The organism is Allobosea sp., from assembly GCF_035944895.1.
GTDB lineage: Bacteria > Pseudomonadota > Alphaproteobacteria > Rhizobiales > Beijerinckiaceae > Allobosea.
In genome coordinates this window covers 402,319-425,222 of record NZ_DASZAT010000010.1, presented here as the reverse complement: position 1 = coordinate 425,222, position 22,904 = coordinate 402,319, and the positions used below count along the sequence as shown (strand labels likewise).

The following is a 22,904-nucleotide window of genomic DNA, read 5'->3' as shown; positions in this document are numbered from 1 at the left end:
TGGCCGATGCAGCGGGTTCCGCTCAGGCGACGCGGTTCTGCCTGCTCAGATTCTCGAAGGCTTCGGTCAGCGTCCCGGCCCGCTGGGCCAAGGTCTGGGCGAGGCCTAGCATCTCGCCGACGCCGGTTCCGGCGGCCTGGGCGGAGTCGTTGACGCTGGCGATGGCCTGAGCGACTTCCTGCGTGCCTTGCGAGGCGAAGCTGATGCTGCGGGCGATCTCCTGGGTCGCAGCCCGCTGCTCGTCGACCGAGCTCGCGATCGTCAGCGTCGTCTGGTCCATGTCGCCGACGAAGCCGACGATGCTCTCGATCGCCTCTACGGCCTCCTGTGTCGCGGCCTGCATGGCCGGGACCTGGGCGGCGATCTCGTCGGTCGCCCTGGCGGTGCGCGCGGAGAGCTGCTTCACCTCCTGGGCGACGACCGCAAAGCCGCGCCCGGCCTCGCCGGCGCGGGCCGCCTCAATGGTAGCGTTGAGTGCGAGCAGATTGGTCTGTGCGGCGATGTCGCGGATCAGGTCGACGATCGAGCCGATCGTCTGCGCCGATTGCGCCAGCCCCTTGACGATCGCCTCTGTCCGCAGCGCCGCATTGCTCGCATCGTGCGCCTTGGTCGTGGCGCGGGCAACCTCGCCGGAAATCGCGCTGAGGGAGATGGACAGTTCTTCGGTCGCGCTGGCGACGCTGCCGACATTGTCGGAGGCCTCGTCCGAAGCCCGTGCGGCGGCGACGGCCTGGGTGCCGGTCTCCTTCACCAGCCCGTTCATCGTATGGGCCATGTCCTCGACGATGCGGGCGCTGCCGGTCACCGCGCCGACGACCTCCCGGATCGTCACCTCGAAGGCCGAGATCTCGCGCCTTGTCCGCTCGCGGCTCTCGTGCTGGACGTGGCTATAAGTCTCGAGCAGCAGCTCGAGATCGAGCTGGATCGCCTTGTTCAAAGCGGCGCGCAGGGCGATGCGCCGGTTGTATTCCTTGGCCTGCCAGACATGGCTGAGCCTGGCGAGGCCGTCACGCAGCAGGCCGAGCTCGGCGCCGACCGCGTTGCCGACGATCGCATGGCAGATCGCGACGGCATGGGGGGGAACGCCATTGTCGTTGAAGATGCTGGCGAGGGCGTGCGCCGATTGCAGATAGCCGTCCTCGAGCTCGCCCGAGACCAGCCTGATCCAGTGCGCCAGCCGCAGCTCATGCACGTCCGGCCGCTGCATGGCGCTCAGGATCTCGGGCCAGGCCTCGAAATGCGAGTGCAGCTCCGGCAGCAGTGTCGGCAGGCGCCGGCGGGCGAAGTCCGCCTGCTGCCGCAGCTGGCCGATGTCGGTGGCGTCGATCCGGAAGGTCCGCAGGCGCGCAGTATGCTCGACGATGGAGTTGCTCATGCGCGCTGTGTTCGATTCCGCTGGGAGGCTCGACAGCGACATTGCTGGCAGTTCGCCAACAAACGCTTAAGCCTGGCGTGGAGAGCGAGTAGATTGGAAAGGCTGCGGCTGCGCTTGCCTCGCGCCGAGCCGGCTGGGTATAAGCCGGCCGGCGCATAAACAGCGGAGATCAGGGCGTATGGCCGGCCATTCACAGTTCAAGAACATCATGCACCGCAAGGGCAAGCAGGATGCGGTGCGCTCCAAGCTGTTCTCGAAGCTGGCCCGTGAAATCACCGTCGCCGCCAAGATGGGCATGCCCGACCCGAACATGAATCCGCGCCTGCGCATGGCCGTGCTGGCGGCGCGGGCCGAGAACATGCCGAAGGACAATATCGAGCGCGCCATCAAGAAGGCGCTCGGCGGCGAGGGCGAGAACTATGACGAGGTCCGCTACGAGGGCTATGGCCCCGGCGGCACCGCCGTGATCGTCGAGGCGCTGACCGACAACCGCAACCGCACCGCCTCCGCCGTCCGCTCCTACTTCACCAAGTCGGGCGGGGCGATGGGCGAGAGCAACTCGGTCTCGTTCATGTTCAACCGCGTCGGCGAGATCAGCTATGCGCCGGAGGCGGGGGACGCCGACAAGGTGATGGAGGCGGCGATCGAGGCCGGCGCCGACGATGTGATCTCGGATGAGAACGGCCACACCATCCTGTGTGCCTTCGACGCCCTGAACGAGGTCTCCAAGGCGCTGGAAGCGTCGCTCGGCGCCCCGGCTTCGGCCAAGCCGGTCTGGCGGCCGACCACCACGGCGCCGCTCGACGAGGAGAAGGCGGCCTCGATGATGAAGCTGATGGAAGCGCTCGACAATGACGACGACGTCCAGAACGTCTTCGCCAATTTCGAGATCGCCGACGACATCATGGCCAAGCTCGGCTGAGACCTGTCCATGGTCATGCTCGGGCCAACCCGAGCATGACGGCTCCCGTCAGCGCCCGATCAGTGCATCCCAGAGCGGCAGGCTGACGAGGGCGCTGAGGAAGATCGTCAGATAGGCGATGCGGCGGAAGGTCTGCTCGGAGGCGATGCCGAAAGCGTGCGTCCCGAGCCAGAGGCCTATGCCGTAGATCGCAAAGAGCGGCAGTGCCATCAGCGCCGAGGCGAGCGTGATGATGCCCTTGAGCGCCAGGATCGTGCCACTGACAAAGGTGCTGAGGCCGATATAGGTCTGCAGGTTGGCGCGGGTCTTGTGCCGGTCGTTGCGCTGGGCGCCGAGCCAGAACACGGCGAGCGGCATGCCGCCGATGCTGGCGAGGCCGTTGCACAGGCCGGACGCTGCCCCGACGCCGAGCGAGAGCGGGATGCCGGGCTTGCCGTGATAGCGCCAGCCCGAGGCCATCAGCGCGACCGCCGCCAGCACGAGCAGCGCCAGGATCCAGCGCATGGTCTGCTGGTCGAGCCAGGTCAGCAGGGCGATGCCGATTGGCAGGGTCAGCGTCGCGGCGATCAGCAGGGGGATGACCTCGCCCCATTCCGCGCGCTTGGCCGCCCGGAACCCGATGGGCAAGGCGAAGGGCATGTCGATCACCCAGATCAGCCCGAGCGCCGCGACGGGACCGAGCACGGCCGAGGCCAGCGGCATGAACACCATGGCGAAGCCGAAGCCGGTGAAGCCGCGCACCAGCCCGCCGAGAAAGGTTGCGACGAGGAGGACGACGATGCCCTGGAGCGTGACGCCGGGAAAGAGCAGGGGAAGGAGTTCGGTCATTACGCCGCCGGAGAAGGATTTTCTTTCCTCCACGCAAGCTGCGAAACGATCAACCCCCGTTGCAGTGATGGCATCGATGAGCCCGGCTCATCGATGCCTGGGCTGCGTCCCGGTCTTTCGCTCTGCTTCCCGGCTGGATGGGCTCTTGCGCGGAGGCGGATGGCCAGCGCGACGGAGGCAGTACGTTACGAAACTTTAATGGAGCCCATCATCCTGCGTTCATCTTGGCGATCCTAGCGTCCTCCTGCCGCGTGACCTCCCGGAATGTCCCGCCAGGCCGACGCAGCGCCCACCCGGCCCCATAGGGGATGACGCTCATGACACGCACCAGATTCGCGCTTGCCGCCGGCCTTCTCGCGCTCAGCGGCGGTTTCATGTTGCAGACATCGTCGCCGGCGCTCGCGCTGACGATGAAGGAGTGCAGCACCAAGTATAACGCTGCCAAGACCGGCAACACGCTCGGCGGCCAGTCCTGGAACGACTTCCGCAAGGCGCAATGCGGCGACGCGGCTGCTCCTGCCGCTGCGACTCCTGCCACGGCGACCACGACCGCTCCGGCCAAGCCGGTTGCCAGTGCGCCCGCTACTCCCGCCAAGCCCGCAGCGGCCCCCGCTTCGGCCGGCAACGCCACGTTCCCGAGCAAGGTCGATCCGAAATACTCGACCCTCTCGGCCGGCAAGCAGCGCTTCAAGACCTGCAATGACCAGTACAACGCCAACAAGGCCAATGGCGGCAATGGCGACCTGAAATGGATCCAGAAGGGCGGCGGCTACTACAGCCAGTGCAACACCCGGCTGAAGGGCGCCTGAGCAAGCCGTTCCGCGGTTGCGTCATGCAAGACGGGGTCGGGGCTCGCGCCTCGACCCCTCTTTCGCGGCGACAGGGTGCGTCGGAGCCAGATCGGGAATAGCGTTCGCGCATGTCCGATCCGATTCGCATTCTCGGCCTCGATCCCGGTCTCAGGAAGACTGGCTGGGGTCTCGTCATCAGTGAGGGAACCAAGCTCTCCTTCGTCGCCTGCGGCGTGGTCGAAAGCGACGAGAAGCAGCCCTTGGCCGATCGTCTCAGGCAATTGCATGAGGGCATAACCGAGGTGATCGCGCGGCATCGGCCGCAGGAGGCCGCGGTCGAGGAGACATTTATCAACCGCGATCCGCAATCGGCGCTGAAGCTCGGACAGGCACGCGGCATCGCACTGGTCGTGCCGGCACTGGCCGGGCTCGACGTCGCCGAATACGCCGCCAATCTGGTGAAGAAGACCGTGGTCGGCGTTGGCCATGCCGACAAGAAGCAGGTGCAGGCGATGATCCGCGTGCTCCTGCCCAAGGCCGAGACGCGCAGCGCCGACGCGGCGGATGCGCTCGCTGTCGCGATCTGCCATGCGCAGCACCGCGGTGCCCGGGCGCTGCTGGCACAGTATCAGCTGCGGAAGGCATAGATCTCGGCATCCGGATCTGCCTTGCCGAGCAGGCCGGCGCGCACGATCTCTGCGCCGATGCGGCTATAGGTGATGCCGTTGCCGCCGAAGCCCATCACCGCCCAGCAATTCCTCAGGTCCGGCATCGGCCCCAGCGTCGGCAGTCCGGTTTCGGAGGTGCCGAAGGTTCCGGTCCAGGCATAGTCGACCTCCGTCGAAAGCTGCGGCAGGAGCTCGCCGAGTTTGCGCCGAATCGCGGCCGTCTTCCGCTCGACCAGGGCGTCGCGCTTGTCCTCGTCGACGAAATCCTCGTCCTCGCCACCGCAGATGACGCGGCCGTCGCGGGTGCTGCGCAGATAGAGGTAAGGGTCGGATGCCTCCCAGATGAAGCAGCATTCTGGCCAGAGGCGCCTCGTCTGCGGCACCGTCGCCAGAGCCCAGGTGGAGAGCACCTTGTGGCCCCTGGGCAGCATGCCGAAGGGCAGTTCGTAACCGGTGGCGAAAACGAGGTGCCGACAGCGGATGCGGTGGCCTTCACGCGTGCGGAGGCTGACCGAGCGCGGCTTGGTGTCGAGGTCGACGATCTCGACCGGCCAGGCGAGACGGGCGCCGCGGGCGAGAGCAGCGCGCAGGAAACCGGCCGCGAGCATGACTGGATCGGCTTCGAGATTGTCGTAGCCGAGCAGGGCAGCGGGGCGCTCGATGCCGAAGCGCTCCTTCAGCATGTCGGCATTGAGGAGGGCGGTCTCCAGCCCGGCGTGCCGGCGCGCCTCGTGCTCGCGGGCCAATGCATCGGCGTCGAGCACATCGCCGGCGAGGTAGAGCGAGTCGCGGCGAGCGACGCGCGCGATCGAGAGTTCCTGGATCCGTGCCGCCAGACTGTCGAGGGCGAGACGCGAGCGGCGCCAGGCGCGGATCGCGGCGTCCTCGCCGATCTGGCGCGTCAGCTTCGTCAGAGGCTGGTCGATCTCGTATTGCAGCAAAGCGGTGCTCGCCGGGGTCGAGCCGCGGACCGGGCCGCGCCGGTCGACCACCAGCACGTCGAAGTCAGCTGTGCTCAGCGCGTCGGCCTGCATCGCGCCGGAGATGCCGGCGCCGATGACGACGACGTCGGCTTGCGTGTCGCCGGTGATCTCGTGCCTTGGAAAGCGTGGCGGTCGCTTGTCCTGCCAGACTGAGCGGCCGGTCCGCAGATCCCTCGTTTTCGTCAGCACATCGAGCTCCCGGGCATCGCCGGTGGAGAACGCATGATCGCCGCGAATGATCCGGTCTGGCGGCGGGCTGCGGCCATGCTAACAGGAGGCATGATCGGAAAGCTCAAGGGCCTCATCGATTCGTATGGCGAGGACCATGTCATCGTCGACGTGCAGGGCGTCGGCTATGTCGTGCAGTGCTCCTCGCGCACGCTGCAGCGCCTGCCCAAGATCGGCGAGGCGGCGGCGCTGTCGATCGAGACGCATGTCCGCGAGGATGCGATCCGGCTCTACGGCTTCATGTCGGATAACGAGCGCGACTGGTTCCGGCTGATGCAGATGGTGCAGGGCGTCGGCGCCAAGGTCGCGCTCGCCATCCTCTCGACGCTCGAGCCCGGCGCGCTCGCGACCGCGATCGCAACCAACGACAAGGCGGCAGTGGCACGCGCGCCGGGCGTCGGTCCCAAGCTCGCCCAGCGCATCTGCGCCGAGCTCAAGGACAAGGCGCCGGCCTTCGGCCATGTCGACCCGGGGCTGGCGCAGCTCTCCGGCGCGCTCGAGGACAAGCGGCTGCCGCAGCCGGTGGCGGACGCGGTCTCGGCGCTGACCAATCTCGGCTACCCACAGGCGCAGGCGGTCGCGGCGATCGCGGCTGCCTCGCGCGAGGCGGGCGAGGGCGCCGGTACGGCGCAACTGATCCGGCTCGGCCTGAAGGAGCTGGCGAAATGAAGAAGGGACCGGCGGTGATCTTCCGCGAGATCGCCGACAAGTCGGCCTTCCTCGCCCTGATGATGCGGCACTGGGGCTCGCATCGGATGATGATCGGCTCGAAGCTCTATGACTGCGCCGAACTGCCCCTGATCGGCATGTTCACGGCCGAGGGCGAATTGCTGGCGGTGGCGAGCTGGACGCGCGACGGCGATATCGCAGTGCTGTGCGCGTTGCATTCGCTGAAGCCGGGGGAGGGCGCGGCCTCGCGCATGCTCGAGGCGGTGAAGGCGGCGGCGAAGGCGGCCGGCGCGCGCAAGCTCAGGGCGATGCTGACCAACGACAACATGCCGGCGCTGGTCTTCTACCAGAAGCACGGCTTCCGCTTCTCCGGCCTCTATGTCGAGGCGATCGACGCCTATCGCGCCATGGTTCCGACGATCATCAAGACCGGCTACCAGGACATCCCGGTGCATGATGCGTTGGAGCTGGAGATTGAATTGTGAGTGAGCCGAAGCGTCCCGGCCTGATGACGGCGGACAAGCGCGACGATGACAGCGAAGCCTCGCTGCGGCCGCTCTCGCTTGCCGATTTCACCGGGCAGGCGGCGGCGCGCGCCAATCTCCAGGTCTTCATCAACGCTGCCCGCACCCGCGGCGATGCGCTCGATCATGTCCTGTTCGTCGGTCCGCCCGGCCTTGGCAAGACGACGCTGGCGCAGATCGTGGCGCGTGAGCTCGGCGTCAGCTTCCGCTCGACCTCGGGGCCGGTGATCGCCAAGGCCGGCGACCTTGCGGCGCAGCTGACCAATCTCGAAGAGCGCGACGTGCTCTTCATCGACGAGATCCACCGCCTCAATCCGGCGGTGGAGGAAATCCTCTATCCGGCGATGGAGGACTACCAGCTCGACCTGATCATCGGCGAGGGGCCGGCGGCACGCTCGGTCAAGATCGACCTGCCGAAGTTCACTTTGGTCGGCGCCACCACCCGCGCTGGCTTGCTGACGACGCCGCTGCGCGATCGCTTCGGCATCCCGATCCGCCTGCAGTTCTACACCGTCGAGGAATTGCAGGGCATCGTCGCGCGCGGGGCGCGGGTGCTCGGGGTTCCCATGTCGGATGACGGGGCGAACGAGATCGCCCGTCGTGCGCGCGGGACGCCGCGCATCGCCGGTCGGCTGCTGCGGCGCGTGCGCGACTTCGCCATCGTCGACGGTGACGCGATCGTCACCCGCAAGGTGGCCGACAAGGCGCTCGGCCTGCTCGATGTCGATGCGATCGGCCTCGACCAGATGGACCGGCGCTATCTGACGACGGTCGCGATCAATTTCGGCGGCGGCCCGGTCGGGATCGAGACCATCGCCGCCTCGCTCTCCGAGCCGCGCGATGCGATCGAGGAGATCATCGAACCCTTCCTGCTGCAGCAGGGCTTCATCCAGCGCACGCCGCGCGGGCGGCTGCTGACGCCGCACGCCTTCCGGCATCTCGGCATGCCCGAGCCGAGCCGCGAGGGCGCGCAGTTCGGGCTGTTCGGGGATGGGGACGAGGATTGATGCCGGACGAAGGTTGTCCCGCATTTGGATGATGCGGCCTCCTGCCCATCGTGCTGTCATCGGGTTCGATCAGGCGAGGCTGGGAGAAGCGATATGCGATCTGCAATGATACTGGCCGGCCTGATGCTGGTTTCCGTGGCTGGCCATGCCGCAGAGCCCACGCCCGACGCCACCGTGCGCAAGGCCTATGCGGCCACGCAGAAGACCTTGGACGGCGGCGGCGAGCCGCCCTGGCGCCCGCCGCATCGCGATGCGCTGATGAGCAAGAGCCTGGCAGCGCTGTTCGCCCGCGACGACCGCTACCAGGACGAGAGCGGCGATATCGGCCATATCGGCGCCGATCCGTTCATCCAGGGCCAGGATGGCGAGGTGAAGAACCTCAAGGTCACGGTGACTCAAGGACCGGCCGGCGGCAAGGCGGTGGTGACGGCGAGCTTCCGCAGCTTCGGCAAGGCCATGTCGGTGCCGTTCCGCATGGTCGAGGAAGGCGGGGGCTGGCGCATCGACGATATCGGCGCCGGCAAGAACTCGGTCCGGCGCGATCTGGCGCAGCCCTATGATTGCGGCTCGTTCATGGGCAAGCCCTGCAAGCGCTGAGCGGCGGGGCGCGTTCCATGAGGTTGTCCGGGGCGCGCATGGCGGTCTAGAACGCCCGCGTTATCTCCCGGAAAGACCGTTATGGCCGCCGCTCACAGTATCTCCGTCCGTGTCTATTACGAGGACACCGACTTCTCCGGCGTCGTCTACCACGCCTCCTATCTGCGCTTCATGGAGCGCGGCCGGACCGAATTGATCCGCGATCTCGGGATCGAGCAGCGCGAGCTCTTCGACGGCGATGCTGCGCTCGGCTTCGCAGTCCGGCGCATGCTGATCGATTTCGTCAGGCCCGCGGTGATGGACGACCTCCTGACCATCGAGACGAAGCCGACCCTCGCGCGTGGCGCGACCATGGAACTCGACCAGCGCATCCTGCGCGGCGAGGAGGTGCTGGTCACGGCGCAGGTCAAGGTCGCCTGCGTCGGCGGCGGCAAGGCACGGCGCATCCCGGACGTGCTGCGGCACCGCCTCGGCCTCGAAATCCTCTGATCGCTCCTGCGGTGGCTGGCATCGACGCTGGCGGATCGCCATGTTAGGGCCCGTAACATGAGCTGGAAACGCAACGAGCCCGAGCAGCCGCGGGGGTACCACCACGGCAATCTCAAGGAGGCGCTGGTCCGCGCCGCCCTCGGCCTGATCGGCGAGAAGGGGCCGAATGGCTTTACCTTCGCCGAGGCCGCGCGCATGGCCGGCGTCAGCCCGGCGGCACCCTACCGGCATTATCGCGACCGCGACGAACTGCTCGCCGATGTCGCGGTCCACGGCTTTGCCGCCTTCGAGGCTGCCCTCGCCAAGGCCTGGGACAATGGCAGGCCCGATCCGGAGACGGCATTCCATCGGCTCGGCCGGGCCTATCTCGCCTTCGCTCATGACCAGCCGGCCTTCTATTCGGCGATGTTCGAGGCCGGCGTTCCTCTCGATGCCAGCCCGGAATTGCGCGCTGCCGCCGACCGCTCGTTCCAGCAATTGCGCCAGGCGGCGGAGACGCTGATCGCGGCATTGCCCCAGGGCAAGAGGCCACCGGCCCTGATGATGGCGTTGCATATCTGGGCGATGTCGCACGGCGTCGCCGCTCTGTTCGGCCGCGCCGATGCCGGCCGGCGCCCACTGCCGATGTCGGCCTCCGACCTGCTCGAAGCTGGAATGCTGATCTATCTCAAGGGTCTGGGCCTGCCGCCCGACCAGGCAGGCTGACCTCCTTCCGAAATTTTTGATCCGGCCGTCTTGAAAGCCTTGGCAGTGGCGTCCAGATATGTGAATGTGATTTACATTCACACGGTCGGCGAGAGCCGATCGGGAGGTTGGCCGGCAGCGGCATCCGCCGCTGCCATTCAGGTTCGAGAGGGATCGATGCCGATCGTCGCGAAGCTTGACGAATATGGAAAGGGAGCCTGGATCGCCTTCGCGGTGCTCGGCTTCATCATCTTCTGGCCGCTGGGTCTGGCGACCCTGGCCTTTCTTTTCTGGAGTGGACGCATGGGACATGGTTGCGGACCGGCTCGCTATGAGCACCGGATGAATCGCCTGCAGGACAAGATGGAGCGCCTGCGTGAGCGCATGGGCGGCGCCCAGCAGTGGGGTGGCCGTGGCGGCTTCGGCGGCTGGGGCCGCGGCCCGTCGTCGAGCGGCAACCGCGCCTTCGACGAATACCGCGACGAGACGCTGCGTCGTCTCGAGGACGAGCAGCGCGAGTTCCACGATTTCCTCGGCCGGCTGCGCATGGCCAAGGACAAGGCCGAGTTCGACGAGTTCATGAATACGCGCCGCCCCAGCACCGGCACCGATACTGTCGAAAGCGCCTGATCGCCCCTTTTCAGAGCTATCGATCGTCGGCGGCCCGCTTCCTTACGGAGGCGGGCCGTTGGCGTTTTTCCGGCGCTGCTGGTGCGGTGGCCGGCGCGGGCTTCTGCTTGTTGGTGGTGATGAAGAAGATCACGATGGTGAGAGCAGAGGTCAGCGAAGCCAGGACAGCGGTGATCTGCGCCTTCAGGCTTTCGATCTTGGCGATACGCCCCGTGACGATGTTGTGACGCAGCTGGAGCGCGGTCAGCTTCTCGCTCGCCTCCAGAACCATGGCGTTCTCCATCGCCTGGATGCTCTGGATCGTTCCGGCGTCGCTGTACTCCTGGTCGACGAGGGCGTCATAGGGCGCCATCCGGCTCTGCCAATCCTGCGGGTGAACGACCGCTGCGATACGGCGCACTGTCTGCTTGGCGTTCAGCCGGAACAGCCGGTCGAGCAGGTATTTGTACTGCATGTCGGCCTGCGAGCCGTTCAGCACCAGGAGCAGGGCGCCACGGCCGAGTTGCAGGGTCTCGAAGCTCTTCACATGGCCGTCCAGCGCGCCGAGGTCGCGGGCGATGCCATCGCGCTCCTCGGTGAAGCGGGCGCTGCGCCGGTCGAGCGAGTTCGACAGGGCGAAGGTCGCGATCGAGGAGAGGATGGCCGGCGAGACGATCAGGATCGCGCTCAGCGTCGTGCGATTCCAGACATAGTTCCGGGCATAGCTCCGGACTTGGCCTGCCAGCCATTCGCCAAACCGCATCGCCCCAACCCTCGGTCGCCGCCAGGTCGCCCGCCGACGGCCGCATGGCCGTCATAACGCGATATTAACCATGCAGGCCCTTAACCTTGACGGTGACGTAACCGGACACAAGGCCTTTGGCGCACGGGAACATCGCCGTTTGGCCCATCTTTCGCCGAATTCAGCGGCAATTGGTGTCAATGGCATACCCCCGGAGCGCAGAAACGGGCGGCGGCGCGAATTTCGCGGCGCAAAGAACAGGCTGCGCGAGGCCGCACTCGGTTTCGCGTCGGCCAGAGCCGGATTCGATCAGGCCGTGACAGCCTGGTCGGTACAGGCTCGAGAGAGAAAGGTGACAGGATGAACCCCGCCGTGGAGATCGCGCAGGCCGCGCCGCAGGTCGACATGTCGTTCTGGACGCTGTTCTGGCACGCCCACATCGTCGTCAAGCTGGTGATGATGGGCTTGCTGGCGGCGTCGATCTGGTGCTGGTCGATCATCATCGACAAGACCTTGCTGTATCGCCGCACGCGCCAGGACATGGACGCGTTCGAGGAGGTGTTCTGGTCCGGGCGCTCGCTCGAGGAGCTCTATCGCGACCTCTCCAACCGGCCGGTCAACGACATGGCCGCCGTCTTCGTCGCGGCGATGCGCGAATGGAAGCGCTCCTTCGAGAATGGCGGGCGCTCGGTCGCGAGCCTGTCGGCCCGCATCGACAAGGTGCTCGACGTCACCATCCAGCGCGAGGCGGAACGGCTCGAATCGAAGCTGCTCGTGCTCTCGACCATCGCCTCGTCGGCGCCCTTCATCGGCCTGTTCGGCACGGTCTGGGGCATCATGACCTCGTTCACCGCGATCGCGGTCTCGAAGAATTCCTCGCTCGCGGTCGTCGCGCCCGGCATCGCCGAGGCGCTGTTCGCCACCGCGATCGGCCTATTCGCCGCGATCCCCGCGCTGATGGCCTACAACAAGCTGCAGGCCGAGGTCGCCAAGGCGCAGAACCGGCTCGAGGCCTTCGCCGACGAATTCTCCGCGATCCTGTCGCGGCAGATCGACGAACGTCTGGCGGCGTGAGGGCGTAGACAATGGGAATGTCAGCCGCTGCCGGCGGGAAGGCCGGGGGGCGCCGCGGGCGTCGACCGCGTCGCCACGGAGCCATCGCCGAGATCAACATGACGCCGTTCATCGACGTCATGCTGGTGCTGCTCATCATCTTCATGGTCGCCGCGCCGCTGATCGCGACCGGCGTGCCGATCGACCTGCCGCAGACCGGCGCCAAACCGATCAACGTCGATCAGAAGCCGATCACCATCGCCATCGACGAGAAGGGCCAGATCTTCCTGCAGGACCAGCCGACGCTCGAGCCCGACCTCGTGCAGAAGCTGCAGGGCCTCGCCAAGCAGGGCTTCGAGGACCGGATCTATGTGCGCGGCCACAAGCAGGTCGACTATGGCCGCGTCGCCTCGGTGATGGCGACGATCACCAGCGCCGGCTTCAAGCGCGTGGCGCTGGTCACCGAACCACATTCGCGTTGAACGAGAAGGTGCCGTTGCGTTGATGCTTTCGCGCTCAGAGCCGGGCTTGGCGGTTTCCGCCCTGGGCCACGCGACCGTCCTGGTCGCGGGGCTGCTGGCCTTTGCCGGTGCGACGCCGCTGCCCGAGCATCAGGAGGCGATCGCCGTCGAGGTGATCGACCCTTCCGCGCTGAACCAGGTCACCCGCGGTGAGCGCCAGGCCGAGAAGGTGCAGGAGAAGCCGCAGCAGCGGGCGGAGCGCCAGTCCGAGATCGTCGAGCGCAAGGAAGCGGGCGAGGCCAAGCAGGATACGCCGGCGCCGCCCTCGCGGCCGCCCGAGCTCAAGGTCGCCGACGACAATGCCGCTGCGCCGCTGCCGCCTGCCCGTCCGACCCCGAAGCCGACACCGCCGGCCGAACCGGTGAAGCAGCCGCCGCAGAAATCCGAGCAGGCGGCCGCCCAGGAAGCGGAGCAGCGCCGCGAGGAACAGGCCAAGCTCGCCGAGGAAGCCGAGCTCGAGCGCAAGGCCAAGCAGGCCGAGCAGGAGGCCAAGGCCGCCGCCAAGGCGAAGGCCGAAGCGGAGGCGCAGGCGCGCGCCGAAGCGGCCAAGGCCGCCAAGGAGAAGGCCGTCGCTGAAGCCAAGGCGAAAGCTGAAGCCGAGCAGAAGGCCAAGATCGCGGCCGAGGCAAAGGCGAAGCGCGAGGCGGAAGCCAAGGCCAAGCGCGAAGCCGAGATCGCCAAGAATTTCAACCCGAACGACATCGCCAAGCTGCTGCAATCGAAGGAGCAGGCGCAGTCCTCGGGATCGAGTGCGCCGCAGATCAACCGGACCGCCTCGCTCGGCACCCAGACCGGCTCCGCGCAGAAGCTCTCGCCGTCGCTGCGAACGCAGCTGATGGGCATCATCCAGGAACAGCTCCAGAAGTGCTGGAACGTGCCGATCGCGCTGCAGAGCGCCTCGAAGCCGGTGGTGCCGCAGGTGCGCATGAAGCTCAACACCGACGGCTCGCTGATCGGCCAGGCGAGTGTGACCAACTCCTCGTCGGACCCGCTCTTCCGGGTCGCGGCGGACTCGGCGCTGACGGCGACGCGCCGTTGCTCGCCGCTGCGCATTCCCGCGCAATTTGCTGCCTATTACGACGATTGGCGCGACGTCATCGTGAATTTCGACGCCAGGGACGTGCTGTGACCGCCATGGACCGCATTGATCATTCCATTTCTCGTCCCTCCGGGCTGACCCGCCGCGGCGCACTCGCACTCGCTGGCTCCGGGCTCATCCTGCCGCAGCTCGTCGCGCCGGCCCGGGCCGAGCTGGTGATCGACCTGCGCAAGGGCACCTTCCAGCCGATGCCGATCGCGGTCGCCGATTTCGCCGGGGAGGGCGGCGGGCTGGTCTCCGGTATCATCGCCAACAACCTGAAGCGCTGCGGCTATTTCGTGCCGATCGAGAAGGCGCGCCATCCCGAGAAGAACCCGCCCTTCGACGCGGCGCCGCAATTCGAGGCCTGGAAGGCGGCTGGCGTGCAGGCTCTGGTGATCGGCCGCGTTGCGCGCGAGGGCGGGCGGCTGCGGGCCGAGTTCCGGCTCTGGGACGTGGTCGCCGGCCAGCAGATCGACGGCCAGCAATATTTCACCGACCCGAACAATTCCCGCCGGGTCGGGCACATCATTTCGGACGCGATCTTCACCAAGATCACTGGCGTCGGCGGCTTCTTCGATACCCGCGTGGTCTTCGTCGACGAATCCGGCTCGAAGGAGGCCCGGCGCAAGCGTCTTGCCATCATGGACCAGGACGGCGCCAATGTGCGCTACCTGACCGGCGGCGAGACCTCGGTGGTGACGCCGCGCTACTCGCCGGTAGCCCAGGAGGTCACTTACATGGCACAGCGCACCGGCGAACAGCCGCGCGTGCATGTCCTCAATATCGAGACCGGCCAGCGCCAGGTCGTCGGCAACTTCCCGGACATGACCACGAGCCCGCGCTTCTCGCCGAACGGCGCGCGCATCGCGCTCAGCCTGCAGCAGGGCGGTAACGCCAATCTCTACGCGATCGACATCGGCTCGCGCACGACGCAGCGGCTGACGTCGACGGCAGCGATCGACACCTCGCCGTCCTATGCGCCCGACGGGTCGCAGATCGTCTTCGAGAGCGATCGCGGCGGCTCGCAGCAGCTCTACGTGATGGGCGCCGGGGGCGGCGAGGGCAAGCGCATCTCTTTCGGCCAGGGCTCCTATTCGCAGCCGTCCTGGTCGCCGCGCGGCGACCTCATCGCCTTCACCCGCCAGGGCGGGGGCACCTTCGGGATCGGCGTGATGAAGCCTGACGGCTCGGGCGAACGCATCCTGACCGAGAGCTTCCACAACGAGGCGCCGAACTGGGCCCCGAATGGCCAGTACATCATGTTCTTCCGGGATCCCGGCGGGCAGTCCGGCGGCAAGCTCTACATGGTCGACATCACCGGCCGGGTCGAGGTGCCGGTGCCGACGCCGTCCTTCGCCTCCGATCCGACCTGGTCGCCGCTGCTCACCGCCGCGCGTTAGCGCGTGCCGCGCTGATGCAGGAATACAACATCATCGAACCGTCGGTTTCCGGCCATATTTGGTTAACCATACGCCGCAATGCCGCCACTTCGCCTTGTTTTGGCAAGGTCTCGTTTAGGTTGACACATCATTGATTGGGATAACGCGTGACGCCGCCCGGCGCGCTCCGCGCCCGAAATTCGGAGAGAATTGACATGCTCGCTTCCTTCGCAGCCAGCGCCCGTACCGTGCGCATCGCCGCCGCCCTGATGGGCGCGCTCGCCCTCGGCGCCTGCGCCAAGGACCAGAACGCCGACGGCTTCGGCGCCGGCGGCGCCGCCACGCCGGGCAGCGCCCAGGACTTCGTCGTCAATGTCGGCGATCGCGTCTTCTTCGAGACCGACTCGACCGACCTGACCCCGACCGCGGTCGCGACGCTCGACAAGCAGTCGGGCTGGCTGCAGCGCTATCCGCGCTACACCTTCACCATCGAAGGCCATGCCGACGAGCGCGGTACCCGCGAATACAACTATTCGCTCGGCGCCCGCCGCGCCCAGACGGTCCGCGACTACCTCGCCTCGCGCGGCATCCCCGGCAACCGCATCCGCACCATCTCCTATGGCAAGGAGCGGCCGGTCGCGGTCTGCAACGACATCTCCTGCTGGTCGCAGAACCGCCGCGCCGTGACGGTGCTCGACGGCGCCGGCGGCGTCTGAACCGGACAGCTCGATAAAAGCTTGACGTGGCCGGCGCTTACCGCAAGGAAAGCGCCGGCTTTTCCATATTTTGGCCGCGGTATTCGCGTGTGATAAGGTCAGTCCCCGGGGCGATGCGGTTTTGCCTGATATGAGCTTTGCGACGATTTCGATTTCGGGCCGGAAGCGGCTCTCGCTGCGGCATGCCCTGCTTGCCGGTTTTTCGCTGCTGGCGATCGGCCTGACCCAGCCTGCCGCCGCGCAGGATGCGGCCGATCTCGTGGTGCGCACGAGCCGGCTCGAGAACCAGCTGCGCCAGCTCTCCGGCCAGATCGAGCAACTCCAGTTCGAGAACCGGCGGCTGACCGAGCAGCTGCGCAAGATGCAGGAAGATGTCGACTTCCGCTTCTCCGAGCGCGGCGGACAGCGTGGCGGCGCAGCTGCTGCGCCGGCGCCGCAGGCGCCTCGTCCGGCCGCTCCCCAGCAGACGCCGGGCCGCGAGCGCCGCGGCGACGCCTTCGATCCCGCCGCCCAGCCAGGCGCCGCAGGCGGACCGCGCCAGCTCGGCCAGATCATCGACGAGGAGTTCGCCGGGGACCAGGGGCAGGGCCCGATGGACCTGTCCAGCGTCGGGCGTCCGGTTCCGGGAGGTGCGCTGCCTCCGGCGACGCCGCGCGGCTCGAGCGTCGCGGCGACGGGGCAGGCGGGCAGTCCGCGCGAGCTCTACGACGTCGCCTACGCCCATGTGCTGCGCAAGGAATACGAGCGCGCCGAGATGAGCTTCCGCGAGTTCCTGCAGAGCTATCCGCGCGACCGTCTGGCGGCCGACGCGACCTTCTGGCTCGGCGAGAGCTACTACCAGCGTCGGCGCTATCGCGAGGCAGCCGAGCAGTTCCTGAAGATCTCGCGCGATTTTCCGAAGGCCGGCAAGGGCGCCGACAGCCTGCTCAAGCTCGGCATGTCCCTGAACGGGCTCGGCGCGCGTGACCAGGCCTGCGCCACCTTCGCCAAGGTCGGTGTCGATTATCCGGCCGCTTCGAATGCGGTGCGCCAGGGTGTCGAGCGCGAACGGCAGCGCGCCCGCTGCGCTTGACCGCGGCGCCCGCAGAACCTGCCGACTCCGAGCCGCTGACGGCGGCGGAAGCCGACACCCTGTTCCGCCCGCTCGCCGGCGAGGATGCGCTCATCGTCGCCGTGTCCGGCGGGCCGGATTCCATCGCTCTTCTCGCACTTCTCGCCGAATGGGCCGGGCTGGGGCGTCCGCGGCTCCTGGCTGTCACCATCGATCACGGCCTGCGCCCCGAGGCGGCGCAGGAGGCAGTGATGGTCGGCGAGCTGTGCGCGAGGCTTGGTGTCGAGCATCGTACGCGGCGCTGGCAGGGCCCGAAGCCGCAGGCCGGCGTGCAGGAGAAGGCGCGCTCGGCGCGCTATGCGCTGCTGGCGGAGGAGGCGAGGGTGCCAGGCGCTACCGCGATCGTCACCGCGCATACTGCCGACGACCAGGCCGAGACGCTGTTGATGCGCATGGCGGCCGGCTCCGGTCTCGCCGGCCTTGCGGGTATGGCGCCGCGCAGCGCGGTGAACGGGATCGTGCTGGCGAGACCGCTGCTCGGGATCGCGAAATTTCGGCTTGTCGCGACTTGCGAGGCACGAGGGCTTCCCTTCATCCGCGACCCGTCCAATGACGATCCGCGCTTCGCCCGCATCCGCTGGCGCGGAATGCTGCCGGTCCTGGCCCGTGAAGGGCTGACCGTCGGGCGACTCGGGCAGCTCGCGCATCGGCTGGCGCGGGCCGACGAGGCGCTCGACAGATTGGCGGCGCGTGCCTTGGCGAGCGTGCCGGCCGGGGATGAGGACGGCAAGCGCTGGTTCGATTTCGCGCGGCTCTGCGGGGAGCCTGAGGAAATCGCGATCCGGAGCCTGGGGCTCGCGCTTGCCGCGGCGCAGGATGGCGAGGCGCAGGCCAGCGTACCGCCGCGTCTCGCGCGGCTCGAGGATTGCGCGAAAGTACTGATCGCCGCGGCGCGCGAGGGTAGGGCGCTGCGGCGCACGCTCGGCGGCTTTCGCTTGTCGCTGGCCGGCGATGGCGTTTTGACGCTGATGCGCGAAGGCGAAAGGCGCCGGGGCGTTCACCCTGCGACGGTATAACCCTAAGAAGGGTCAGGCTTCCCTTGGCAAGGGGGCATGGCGGCCCTAGATTAAGCAGCGAAAACCACAGGCTCGCGCGGCAATCCCGCCGGCGAGCGGATCGGAACCGTAATGAATCCGAATTTCCGCAATTTCGCCCTCTGGGTGGTGATCTTCCTGCTGGTCCTGGCGCTGGTCACCTTGTTCCAGAGCCCGAGCCAGCGTGCCAGCACCAATGAAATCCCCTTTAGCCAGCTGATCAACGAGTCCGAGGCCGGCCGTATCGCCAATGTCGTGGTGGCCGGGCCCGAGATTACCGGTACGTTTACCGATGGCCGCAACTTCGTCGCCTATGCGCCGTACAACGACCCGCAGCTCGTTCGGACGCTGGCGCAGAAGGGCGTGCAGGTCTCGGCCCGCGCTCCCTCCGAGGGCACGCCCTGGTTCATGGCGCTGCTGGTCAATTCGCTGCCCTTCGTGATCTTCATCGGCCTGTGGATCTTCATGTCCCGCCAGATGCAGAACGGTGCCGGCCGGGCGATGGGCTTCGGCAAGTCCAAGGCCAAGCTCCTCACCGAGGCTCATGGCCGCGTCACCTTCGAGGACGTCGCGGGCATCGACGAAGCCAAGGAAGACCTGCAGGAGATCGTCGAGTTCCTGCGCGATCCGCAGAAGTTCCAGCGCCTGGGCGGCCGCATTCCGCGTGGCGTGCTGCTGGTCGGCCCTCCCGGCACCGGCAAGACCTTGACCGCGCGCGCCGTCGCCGGCGAGGCGAACGTGCCGTTCTTCACCATTTCGGGCTCCGACTTCGTCGAGATGTTCGTCGGCGTCGGTGCCAGCCGCGTGCGCGACATGTTCGAGCAGGCCAAGAAGAACGCGCCCTGCATCATCTTCATCGACGAGATCGACGCGGTCGGCCGCCATCGCGGCGCCGGCCTCGGCGGTGGCAATGACGAGCGCGAGCAGACGCTGAACCAGCTGCTGGTCGAGATGGACGGCTTCGAGCCGAACGAGGGCGTGATCATCATCGCCGCGACCAACCGTCCGGACGTGCTCGACCCGGCGCTGCTGCGTCCCGGCCGCTTCGATCGCCAGATCGTCGTGCCGAACCCGGACGTCGCCGGCCGCGAGAAGATCTTGCGCGTGCATGTGCGCAAGGTCCCGCTCGCTCCGGACGTCGACCTCAAGGTGCTGGCCCGCGGCACGCCCGGCTTCTCGGGCGCCGACCTGATGAACCTCGTCAACGAGGGCGCCTTGCTCGCTGCCCGCCGGGGCAAGCGCATGGTCACCCATGCCGAGTTCGAGGACGCCAAGGACAAGGTCATGATGGGCGCCGAGCGCAAATCCATGGCGATGTCCGAGGAGGAGAAGAAGCTGACCGCCTATCACGAGGCTGGCCATGCCATCGTCGGCCTCTATGTCCCGGCCGGCGTGCCGGTGCACAAGGCGACGATCATCCCGCGCGGCCGCGCGCTCGGCATGGTCAAGTTCCTGCCCGAGGGCGATCGCTACTCGATGAAGTACAAGGAGTTCACCTCGCAGCTCGCGGTCGCCATGGGCGGGCGCGTGGCGGAGGAGATCACCTTCGGCAAGGAGAACATCACCTCCGGCGCCACCGGCGACATCCAGCAGGCGACCAAGATGGCCAAGGCCATGGTCACGCAGATGGGCTATTCCGACGAACTCGGCATGGTCGCCTATGGCGACAACCAGGAAGAGGTCTTCCTGGGCATGTCGATGGGCCGCAGCCAGAGCCTGTCGGAGGCGACCGCGCAGAAGATCGACAGCGAGGTCCGCCGCCTGGTCAATGAGGGCTATGTCAGCGCCAAGGAGATCCTGACCAAGCACCATGACGAGTTCGTCGCGGTGGCCGAGGCGCTGCTCGAGTTCGAGACGCTGACCGGCGACGAGATCCGCGACCTAATCGCCGGCAAGCGTCCCGCGCGCGACGACGCCGACACGCCGCACGCCCCGCGCGGCTCGGCCGTGCCGAGCGCCGGCAAGGGCCGCAAGCGCGACGAGCCCGATGCCGGGCTGGAGCCGCAGCCGCAGGCCTGACGGCGCGACCAAATCCTGAACGATCAAAGGGCGGCCTTCGAGCCGCCCTTTGTCATGCGGGCCTCCGCCAGCCATGCGGGCTGGGGATAGCCGGTGCCTGGCGGATACGGTCCGACACAATTTGTGAGAAGCTGAGCAGGCAAAGAGCCTGTATGAGCTGCAAAAGCAACGAGCCGGGCAAGGCTCCGAGGACTGACCTCATGACACGCAAATACTTCGGCACCGATGGCATTCGCGGACGCGCCAACGGTGTGATCACGCCCGATCTGGCGCTGCGGGTCGGGCAGGCCACGGGCATCGCCTTCCGCCGCGGCGAGCACCGCCATCGCGTGGTGATCGGCAAGGATACGCGCCTGTCGGGCTACATGATCGAGAACGCGCTGGTTGCTGGCTTCACCTCCGTCGGCATGGACGTGCTGCTGCTCGGCCCGATGCCGACGCCGGCGGTGGCGATGCTGACCCGCTCGATGCGGGCCGATCTCGGCGTGATGATCTCGGCTTCGCACAACCCCTATGAGGACAACGGCATCAAGCTGTTCGGCCCGGACGGCTACAAGCTCAACGACGAGGTCGAGGCGGAGATCACCCGGCTGATCGATTCCGATCTCGGCAAGCAACTGTCGTCTTCGGCGATGCTCGGCCGGGCCAAGCGCGTCGAAAGCGCCCATGCCCGCTATATCGAATTCGCCAAGCGGACCCTGCCGCGCAATCTCGGCCTGGACGGCCTGCGCATCGTGCTCGATTGCGCCAATGGCGCCGCCTACAAGGTTGCGCCCGAGGCGCTCTGGGAACTGGGCGCCGAGGTCATCACCATCGGCGACGAGCCCGATGGCTTCAACATCAACAAGGATGTCGGCTCGACCAAGCCGGAGGCGCTGGCGAGCAAGGTGCGCGAATTGCGCGCCGATCTCGGCATTGCTCTGGATGGCGACGCCGACCGGGTCCTGATCGCCGACGAGCAGGGGCAGATCGTCGATGGCGACCAGCTCATGGGGGTGATCGCGCGCAGCTGGCAGGAGGACGGCCGGCTCTCGGCGCCCGGGATCGTCTCTACCGTGATGTCCAATCTCGGCCTGGAGCGCTATCTGGCGGGCCTTGGCCTGTCGATGGCACGCACTGCGGTGGGCGATCGCTATGTGCTGGAGCATATGCGGGCCAACGGTTTCAATCTCGGTGGCGAGCAGTCCGGCCACATCATCCTTTCCGATTACGGCACGACCGGCGACGGGCTGGTCGCGGCGCTGCAATTGCTCGCCGTGGTCAAGCGCCAGGAGAAGCCGGTCTCCGAGGTCTGCCACTGCTTCGAGCCGCTGCCGCAGATCCTCAAGAACGTCCGCTACAAGCAGGGCCGTCCGCTGGAGGAGAAGCCGGTCGTCAGCGCGATCAAGGCTGCCGAGCAGCTGCTCGGCGAGGGTGGGCGGCTGGTGATCCGTCCCTCCGGCACCGAGCCGGTGATCCGCGTCATGGCCGAGGGCGACGACCGCGATCTCGTCCTGCGGGCGGTCGACGGGGTGGTCGAGGCGGTGACCAAGGCGGCGGCCTGAGCGGCTGCCGCAGCCCTTGCGCAATTATCCCGGGCGAGCACCAAAGGCTGGCAGCTCCGGAATCTATCGTAGGGCGCTGAGCCCTGCGATCGATTTTGGCACTCCGTTTCACGCGATCTGAATGACAAGGCGCTGTCCTGGAGAGGTGGCCCGGTTCGCCCGATGAAAGCCTTCGCGGAAGCTGAGCTCCCAGGTTCAATGCTGCCGTTTACGCATCGATAGGGTTAGTTTTTAGGGTTAAGTCTCGTTTAAGAAATCTCTGGCAAGGTTTCCCCATCGGTAACTCGCGTGCACTTGAGTCCAGCTGCATGCAAACTCGAAGGGGCCTGCCATGCGCAGCCTGAAGACCCTTGCGCTTGCAGGCGCCATGGCCGTGAGCGCATCCGCCATCGCCAGTGCCGCAGACTTTCCGATGGCCCAGCCTGTTCCTCCGCCGCCGCCCGAACTGCGCGGCACGATTTCGTCGGGCATCTACCTGCGCGGCGATATCGGCGTCGGCATCACCAATTACGGCAAGTACGAGCAGGAAGATGTTCGCCAGGCGAACGGAACGTGGCCTGCCAAGGAAGATCGCTCGACCACGTTCTTCGCTGGCCTCGGTATCGGCTACCGCTTCAACAACTGGTTCCGCGTCGACGGTACCTTCGAGTATCGCGGCGGCGGCAGCTTCGGTGCGACCGACCAGGTCGATCTCGGCGGCGGAACCGTCCTGCACAACACCTACAAGGGCAACCTCAGCTCGATGGTGGCCCTGTTCAACGCCTATGTCGACCTCGGCACCTGGAACTGCCTGACGCCCTATATCGGCGCTGGTATCGGCTATGCGAGCAACCGCATCCACGGCGTCACCGACCAGGGCGTCATGAGCACCTTGAACCCAGGCGGCTGGGGCCCTGGCTACAGCACGCTCGGCACCGCCAATGCCGGCACCAAGAGCGGTGTCGCCTGGGCGCTGATGGCCGGTGTCGGCTACGAGGTGAACAAGAACCTGACCCTCGAAGTCGGCTATCGCTACCTCAACCTCGGCGATGCCCAGTCGGGCCGCCTCGTCAACGCCTATGGCGGGCAGGTGCAGGGGCCGCTCAAGATCAAGGACATCGATAGCCACGACATCAAGATCGGCATGCGCTGGAACTTCGGCGAGCCCGATTGCTGCGGCCCGGTCGAGCGCCCGGTCGCCTACGCGCCGGCTCCGGTCGTCCGCAAGTACTGACCAAGTCCGACAGTCAAAGAAAACAGCCGCGCGAGCCTCGCTCGCGCGGCTTTCGTTTTGGAGCAGGGCTGTCGGTTGACATACTCCCATGGAGTATCCTAGCCCTATGGCATGAAG

General features: G+C 67.1%; 24 protein-coding genes. 20 read left to right on the top strand and 4 right to left on the bottom strand.

Translation table 11 applies throughout. The features are described from left to right. Window positions 1-22: 22 nt before the first annotated feature. Window positions 23-1,375, bottom strand: coding sequence for a globin-coupled sensor protein (locus VGV58_RS17670; RefSeq protein ID WP_326875340.1), 1,353 nt, complete (start codon window positions 1,373-1,375; stop codon window positions 23-25). A 178-nt stretch (window positions 1,376-1,553) separates the two neighbouring features. On the opposite strand from VGV58_RS17670, the gene VGV58_RS17665 reads away from it, so the two are divergent. Beyond that, window positions 1,554-2,297, top strand: a complete 744-nt coding sequence (locus VGV58_RS17665) for a YebC/PmpR family DNA-binding transcriptional regulator (protein WP_326875339.1) — start codon at window positions 1,554-1,556, stop codon at window positions 2,295-2,297. Window positions 2,298-2,345: 48 nt separating this feature from the next. Here the strand turns inward: VGV58_RS17665 and VGV58_RS17660 are convergent, their stop codons facing one another. Continuing rightward, the gene (locus VGV58_RS17660) at window positions 2,346-3,125 is read right to left on the bottom strand and encodes a sulfite exporter TauE/SafE family protein (protein WP_326875338.1); all 780 of its coding nucleotides are present in this window, start codon (window positions 3,123-3,125) and stop codon (window positions 2,346-2,348) included. Window positions 3,126-3,442: 317 nt separating this feature from the next. On the opposite strand from VGV58_RS17660, the gene VGV58_RS17655 reads away from it, so the two are divergent. Both VGV58_RS17655 and ruvC read left to right on the top strand, forming a co-directional pair. Continuing rightward, window positions 3,443-3,934, top strand: coding sequence for a hypothetical protein (locus tag VGV58_RS17655; protein WP_414644009.1), 492 nt, complete (start codon window positions 3,443-3,445; stop codon window positions 3,932-3,934). 110 nt (window positions 3,935-4,044) lie between these two features. Further along, window positions 4,045-4,563, top strand: coding sequence for a crossover junction endodeoxyribonuclease RuvC (ruvC, locus tag VGV58_RS17650; RefSeq protein WP_326875336.1), 519 nt, complete (start codon window positions 4,045-4,047; stop codon window positions 4,561-4,563). On the opposite strand, the gene VGV58_RS17645 is transcribed toward ruvC, so the two are convergent. Continuing rightward, window positions 4,545-5,756, bottom strand: coding sequence for an NAD(P)/FAD-dependent oxidoreductase (locus VGV58_RS17645; RefSeq protein ID WP_326875335.1), 1,212 nt, complete (start codon window positions 5,754-5,756; stop codon window positions 4,545-4,547). The genes ruvC and VGV58_RS17645 overlap by 19 nt on opposite strands. 90 nt (window positions 5,757-5,846) lie before the next feature. On the opposite strand from VGV58_RS17645, the gene ruvA reads away from it, so the two are divergent. From ruvA to VGV58_RS17610, 7 genes are all read left to right on the top strand, one after another. Further along, entirely contained in the window at window positions 5,847-6,464 is a 618-nt protein-coding gene (ruvA, locus tag VGV58_RS17640) for a Holliday junction branch migration protein RuvA (RefSeq protein WP_326875334.1), read from the top strand. Then, window positions 6,461-6,949, top strand: coding sequence for a GNAT family N-acetyltransferase (locus VGV58_RS17635; protein WP_326875333.1), 489 nt, complete (start codon window positions 6,461-6,463; stop codon window positions 6,947-6,949). Before ruvA ends, VGV58_RS17635 begins: the two co-directional genes overlap by 4 nt. 23 nt (window positions 6,950-6,972) lie before the next feature. After that, window positions 6,973-7,995, top strand: a complete 1,023-nt coding sequence (gene ruvB / locus VGV58_RS17630; protein WP_326876163.1) for a Holliday junction branch migration DNA helicase RuvB — start codon at window positions 6,973-6,975, stop codon at window positions 7,993-7,995. A 93-nt stretch (window positions 7,996-8,088) separates the two neighbouring features. Beyond that, window positions 8,089-8,592 carry a DUF3828 domain-containing protein gene (locus tag VGV58_RS17625; RefSeq protein WP_326875332.1) on the top strand — a complete coding sequence of 168 codons (504 nt, stop codon included), beginning with the start codon at window positions 8,089-8,091 and terminating at the stop codon, window positions 8,590-8,592. Between the two features lie 81 nt (window positions 8,593-8,673). Continuing rightward, window positions 8,674-9,081 (top strand): tol-pal system-associated acyl-CoA thioesterase, encoded by a 408-nt coding sequence (gene ybgC / locus VGV58_RS17620; protein ID WP_326875331.1) that lies wholly within the window; start codon window positions 8,674-8,676, stop codon window positions 9,079-9,081. Window positions 9,082-9,138: 57 nt separating this feature from the next. Further along, window positions 9,139-9,786 carry a TetR/AcrR family transcriptional regulator gene (locus VGV58_RS17615; protein WP_326875330.1) on the top strand — a complete coding sequence of 216 codons (648 nt, stop codon included), beginning with the start codon at window positions 9,139-9,141 and terminating at the stop codon, window positions 9,784-9,786. 156 nt (window positions 9,787-9,942) lie between these two features. Next, a complete protein-coding gene (locus VGV58_RS17610) occupies window positions 9,943-10,395 on the top strand; it encodes a DUF2852 domain-containing protein (RefSeq protein ID WP_326876162.1) in 453 nt (150 codons plus the stop codon). A gap of 16 nt (window positions 10,396-10,411) precedes the next feature. On the opposite strand, the gene VGV58_RS17605 is transcribed toward VGV58_RS17610, so the two are convergent. Further along, window positions 10,412-11,137, bottom strand: a complete 726-nt coding sequence (locus tag VGV58_RS17605) for a hypothetical protein (RefSeq protein ID WP_326875329.1) — start codon at window positions 11,135-11,137, stop codon at window positions 10,412-10,414. Window positions 11,138-11,476: 339 nt separating this feature from the next. Between VGV58_RS17605 and tolQ the strand changes: the two genes are divergently transcribed. The 10 genes from tolQ to VGV58_RS17555 all read left to right on the top strand — a co-directional run bounded on the left by tolQ (window position 11,477) and on the right by VGV58_RS17555 (window position 22,787). Further along, window positions 11,477-12,190: a protein TolQ gene (tolQ, locus tag VGV58_RS17600; protein ID WP_091839015.1), complete on the top strand. Its 714-nt coding sequence runs from the start codon at window positions 11,477-11,479 to the stop codon at window positions 12,188-12,190. An 11-nt stretch (window positions 12,191-12,201) separates the two neighbouring features. Then, entirely contained in the window at window positions 12,202-12,651 is a 450-nt protein-coding gene (gene tolR, locus VGV58_RS17595; protein ID WP_326875328.1) for a protein TolR, read from the top strand. Between the two features lie 46 nt (window positions 12,652-12,697). Beyond that, on the top strand, window positions 12,698-13,819 hold the full coding sequence (gene tolA, locus VGV58_RS17590) for a cell envelope integrity protein TolA (protein WP_326875327.1): 1,122 nt from the start codon (window positions 12,698-12,700) through the stop codon (window positions 13,817-13,819). Between the two features lie 5 nt (window positions 13,820-13,824). Continuing rightward, window positions 13,825-15,171: a Tol-Pal system beta propeller repeat protein TolB gene (gene tolB, locus VGV58_RS17585; protein ID WP_326875326.1), complete on the top strand. Its 1,347-nt coding sequence runs from the start codon at window positions 13,825-13,827 to the stop codon at window positions 15,169-15,171. A 194-nt stretch (window positions 15,172-15,365) separates the two neighbouring features. Next, on the top strand, window positions 15,366-15,866 hold the full coding sequence (pal, locus tag VGV58_RS17580; protein ID WP_057190678.1) for a peptidoglycan-associated lipoprotein Pal: 501 nt from the start codon (window positions 15,366-15,368) through the stop codon (window positions 15,864-15,866). A 130-nt stretch (window positions 15,867-15,996) separates the two neighbouring features. Next, the gene (ybgF, locus tag VGV58_RS17575; RefSeq protein ID WP_326875325.1) at window positions 15,997-16,938 is read left to right on the top strand and encodes a tol-pal system protein YbgF; all 942 of its coding nucleotides are present in this window, start codon (window positions 15,997-15,999) and stop codon (window positions 16,936-16,938) included. Beyond that, window positions 16,935-17,993, top strand: a complete 1,059-nt coding sequence (gene tilS / locus VGV58_RS17570; RefSeq protein WP_326875324.1) for a tRNA lysidine(34) synthetase TilS — start codon at window positions 16,935-16,937, stop codon at window positions 17,991-17,993. The genes ybgF and tilS overlap by 4 nt, the downstream gene beginning before the upstream one ends. Window positions 17,994-18,104: 111 nt before the next feature. Beyond that, a complete protein-coding gene (gene ftsH / locus VGV58_RS17565; RefSeq protein WP_326875323.1) occupies window positions 18,105-20,030 on the top strand; it encodes an ATP-dependent zinc metalloprotease FtsH in 1,926 nt (641 codons plus the stop codon). 200 nt (window positions 20,031-20,230) lie between these two features. After that, on the top strand, window positions 20,231-21,574 hold the full coding sequence (gene glmM / locus VGV58_RS17560; RefSeq protein WP_326875322.1) for a phosphoglucosamine mutase: 1,344 nt from the start codon (window positions 20,231-20,233) through the stop codon (window positions 21,572-21,574). Between the two features lie 331 nt (window positions 21,575-21,905). Next, window positions 21,906-22,787, top strand: coding sequence for an outer membrane protein (locus VGV58_RS17555; protein WP_326875321.1), 882 nt, complete (start codon window positions 21,906-21,908; stop codon window positions 22,785-22,787). Window positions 22,788-22,904 lie beyond the last annotated feature (117 nt).